The sequence below is a fragment of the Thalassospira sp. UBA1131 genome (assembly GCF_002311515.1).
In the GTDB taxonomy this organism is placed as follows: Bacteria; Pseudomonadota; Alphaproteobacteria; order Rhodospirillales; family Thalassospiraceae; genus Thalassospira.
This window is the reverse complement of sequence record NZ_DCAO01000062.1, coordinates 26831-28982: the sequence shown is the minus strand read 5'-3', so window position 1 is coordinate 28982 and position 2152 is coordinate 26831. Positions and strand designations below refer to the sequence as shown.

Sequence of the window (2152 nt, the reverse complement as noted above, 5' to 3'; positions counted from 1 at the left end):
CTGGTGATCTATGCGACGCTGTTTTGCATGTTGATCGGTGTGCCGCTTGGCGTGGCATCCGCCCACCGCCCGTGGCTGCATCAGGCGATGCGCCCGGTCCTTGATCTGATGCAAACGATCCCGACATTCGTGTATCTGATCCCGACCCTGATCCTGTTTGGTCTTGGTGTCGTTCCCGGTCTTATTTCGACCGTGATCTTTGCGATTGCCGCCCCGATCCGCCTGACCCATCTTGGCATTTCCAACACCCCGAAATCCCTTCTGGAAGCCGGTGAAAGCTTTGGCTGCACGCCGCGCCAGTTGCTGTTCAAGGTTGAACTGCCATCGGCGATGCCATCGATCATGGCGGGCCTGACCCAGTGCATCATGCTGTCGCTTTCGATGGTGGTGATTGCCGCCCTTGTTGGGGCAGACGGCCTTGGCAAGCCGGTCGTGCGTGCGCTCAATACGGTGAATATCGCGCAAGGCTTTGAAGCCGGTCTGGCAATTGTGATTCTGGCCATCGTGCTGGACCGCATCTGCCGTCGTGACCACAAAGAAAAGTCGGGGCAGTGATCATGAGCAATGCTGTTGAATTCGAAAATATCGACGTGATCTTTGGTAATCGTCAGGCAGAGTCCTTGAAACTTCTGGACGAAGGTAAAACCCGCGAAGAGATCGCTGCGGCCACCAACAATGTCCTTGGTGTCGCCGATGTGACCTTCAATGTGCCTCAGGGTGAGATATGCGTCCTGATGGGCCTGTCCGGTTCAGGCAAATCATCGCTTCTGCGCTGCGTGAATGGGCTTAACGCTGTATCACGTGGTTCGCTTCGGGTACGTGATGGCGATTGGATGGAAGACGTCACCAAATGTGACGGCGCCACCCTTCGCAAGTTGCGCCGCGAATGTGTCGCCATGGTCTTCCAGCAATTCGCCCTGTTCCCGTGGCGAACGGTTGAAGACAATGTCGGCTTTGGCCTTGAACTGGGCGGTATGGGTCCGGCCGAACGCCGCGAGATCGTACGTGAAAAGCTGGCGCTTGTCGGGTTGGATAAATGGGCAAACAAATATGCCCATGAACTGTCCGGCGGCATGCAGCAGCGTGTTGGCTTGGCGCGTGCCTTTGCCACCGATGCGCCGATCCTTCTGATGGACGAGCCGTTCTCGGCCCTTGATCCGTTGATCCGTAACCGCCTGCAGGACGAGTTGCTGGACCTTCAGGAGAAGCTCAATAAAACCATCCTGTTTGTCAGCCACGACCTTGATGAAGCCATGAAGCTCGGCAATTCGATTGCCATCATGGAAGGTGGTTACGTCGTGCAGCATGGCACGCCAGAAGACATCGCGCTTCGCCCGGCCAACGAATATGTTGCGGACTTTGTGGCGCATATGAACCCGGTCAATATCCTGCGCGGGCGGGCGATCATGCATCGCCTTGATAGCGATCAGAAATCCGGCAATACCGAGTTCCTGCTCGAAGACGCCAATATCCGCGTCACCCTGCAGGATGGCGTTGTCAGGTCCGCCAATAATGGCGAACGCGGCGAGCTTAAGCTGATCAATTATGACGGCACCCTGCCCGATGAACTGGACGCGACCGACAACTCGATTGTCTTTGTCGCGCAGGAGGATGTGCTGCTGAAGGATCTGATTGAGATGCGATCCATCACCCAGAACCCGGTCATTCTGACCCGCGACGGTAAAGTAACTGGCACGCTGGGCCGCAAGGAGTTCTTTGACAGTTTGACCCAGACGGCGTCTGTGGCGGATTAAGCTGATCAAATAGTCTGATGATTAAAAGGGCGCCCTGGAAACAAGGCGCCCTTTTGTATGAGGAAGTGAATTACCCGCCGGTGACCGGCGGGAACAGTGCAATTTCGGTGGCCTTTGTGACGTCGGTGTCGGGTGTGGCATATTCCTGATCGACCGCAACACGAATGATCGCGGGATCAGCCAGGGCATTGGCAAAGTTTTCGCCGCGACCGGGCAGCCATGCCAGCAGGTCGGCAACCGTTTTGACGGTATCGGGAAGGTCAATGGCCTCTTCCGCCATGCCGATGCGGTCCTTGACCCACGAAAAATAGATCAGCTTCATGTTTATTCCTGACAACAAACTTCAATTTGCCCGCATGCTTGCGCAAGTCCCTGCCCGGTGGCAAGTCCCAATGGCG

Annotated in this window: 3 protein-coding genes; 2 read left to right on the top strand and 1 reads right to left on the bottom strand. The window is 56.3% G+C overall.

What is annotated here, in order from left to right:
* A partial coding sequence (locus B3Z49_RS09440) for an ABC transporter permease subunit (RefSeq protein WP_296990326.1) occupies positions 1–555 on the top strand: 555 nt, incomplete at its 5' end.
* 2 nt (positions 556–557) lie between these two features.
* Entirely contained in the window at positions 558–1754 is a 1197-nt protein-coding gene (choV, locus tag B3Z49_RS09435; RefSeq protein WP_064790463.1) for a choline ABC transporter ATP-binding protein, read from the top strand.
* 70 nt (positions 1755–1824) lie between these two features.
* Here choV and moaD read toward each other — a convergent pair whose 3' ends face one another.
* The gene (moaD, locus tag B3Z49_RS09430) at positions 1825–2076 is read right to left on the bottom strand and encodes a molybdopterin converting factor subunit 1 (protein ID WP_063086927.1); all 252 of its coding nucleotides are present in this window, start codon (positions 2074–2076) and stop codon (positions 1825–1827) included.
* Positions 2077–2152: the final 76 nt, after the last annotated feature.

Bases quoted from the DNA above. Each gene is read 5' to 3' on its own strand.
- moaD (WP_063086927.1), bottom strand. From the start codon at position 2,076: ATGAAGCTGATCTATTTTTCGTGGGTCAAGGACCGCATCGGCATGGCG.
- choV (WP_064790463.1), top strand. From the start codon at position 558: ATGAGCAATGCTGTTGAATTCGAAAATATCGACGTGATCTTTGGTAAT.